Source organism: Streptomyces sp., assembly GCF_019510245.1.
GTDB lineage: Bacteria > Actinomycetota > Actinomycetes > Streptomycetales > Streptomycetaceae > Streptomyces.
This window is the reverse complement of record NZ_JAEKKT010000517.1, coordinates 1-1,587: the sequence shown is the minus strand read 5'-3', so window position 1 is coordinate 1,587 and position 1,587 is coordinate 1. Positions and strand designations below refer to the sequence as shown.

Annotated in this window: 2 protein-coding genes; both read left to right on the top strand. The window is 67.7% G+C overall.

The features are described 5' to 3' along the window. A partial coding sequence (locus JF597_RS54910) for a cytochrome c (RefSeq protein ID WP_294014699.1) occupies nucleotides 1-1,298 on the top strand: 1,298 nt, incomplete at its 5' end. Between the two features lie 105 nt (nucleotides 1,299-1,403). Next, the coding region (locus JF597_RS54905; RefSeq protein ID WP_294014696.1) for a hypothetical protein at nucleotides 1,404-1,587 on the top strand (184 nt) is incomplete at its 3' end.

The following is a 1,587-nucleotide window of genomic DNA, read 5'->3' as shown; positions in this document are numbered from 1 at the left end:
GGGGCGCTGTCCTTCAAGGCGGCGGACGCGATCCGGACTCGCTACCTGAAGTCTCCCGGTCCGCTGGTGCAGGCATGAGAGCCGCCGCGGCGATCCCGGCCATCGTCCTGCTGCTGGCGACGACTGGCCCCTCGAAGGCGGATTCGCTGTCCTTCGAGACCATCGAGAAGGGGCGCTACCTCGCCGTTGTCGGGGACTGCGTCGCCTGCCACACCCAGCCGGGCGGGCAGCCCTTCGCCGGGGGCCTGCCGCTGCCGACCCCCTTCGGCACGATCTATGCTCCGAACATCACGCCGGACCGGGAGACCGGCATCGGCGACTGGACCGACGACGAGTTCGTGGCGACGATGCATGAAGGTCTCGGCCGGGACGGGGCGCATCTTTACCCGGCGATGCCGTATCCCGCCTACACCAAGGCCACGCGCGACGACGCGCTGGCGATCCGCGCCTATCTGGCCACGATCGCGCCGGTCAAGCACGCGGTGGTCGCCAACCAGCTGCCATTCCCGTTCGGCATGCGGTTCAACATGCGGGTCTGGAACCTGCTGAACTTCACGCCCGGGCGCTTTCGACCGGATCCGGGCAAGTCGGCGCAGTGGAACAGGGGCGCCTATCTCGCCCAGGGTCTGGCCCATTGCGGCAGCTGCCACACGCCGAAAACCTTCCTCGGCGCCGACAAGGACGACCGGTATCTGCAGGGCGCCGTGCTGCAGGACTGGCTTGCGCCCGACATCACGCCGGATTCCCGGAAGGGGATCGGCGCCTGGTCCGAGGACGAAATCGTGCAATATCTGAGAACCGGCGCGAATGCCTGGAGCGTCGCCTCCGGCCCGATGGCGGAAGAGATCACGAATTCCAGCTCGCACATGACCGGCGACGACCTGCATGCGATCGCCGCCTACCTGAAGGATTCCGGCGCGCCGACATCGGAGGGCTCGTCGGAACGCGTGGCCGAGAGCGATCCGCAATTCACGGCCGGCCAGGCCATCTACAAGGACAGTTGTGCCGCGTGCCATCTGGATTCCGGGGCCGGGGCCGCTCAACTCTTCCCGCGGCTGGCCGGAAGCGCGATCGTCCAGTCCGACGATCCGACGACGCTGATCCGGATGGTGCTGCAGGGGTCTCGCGGCGCGGGAACGGGAGATGCGCCGACCTCGCCGGCGATGCCGGGGCTCGGCTGGCGTCTCGCCGATGACGAGGTCGCCTCGGTTGTCACCTATATCCGCAACGCATGGGGGAATGCCGCCCCGGCGGCCACGGCGCGAGAGGTCTCCGATCTTCGTGACCGGCTGCGGTAGCGTTGCATCTTTCCGCAGTCGGAAACGGAACTTCGCGGGGCCGACACCCATAGCGCTCGGATGGGGGGTCGGACTCGCTTGTCCTGGCACGGAGGGAGCTTTCCGATGGGCGGCTTGCAAGTGGCGGAAGGCGCGCTGGCCCGATTTTGCCGCTGCTTGACCGTGGGCCTTGCCAGCCTCACCCTTTTCTCCTGTTCGGGCGGCGTTTTGGACCCGGCCGGTCCGGTGGGCTCAGGTGACGCCAAGATCCTGATCGATGCCACGGTCATCATGCTGGCCATCGTCGTTC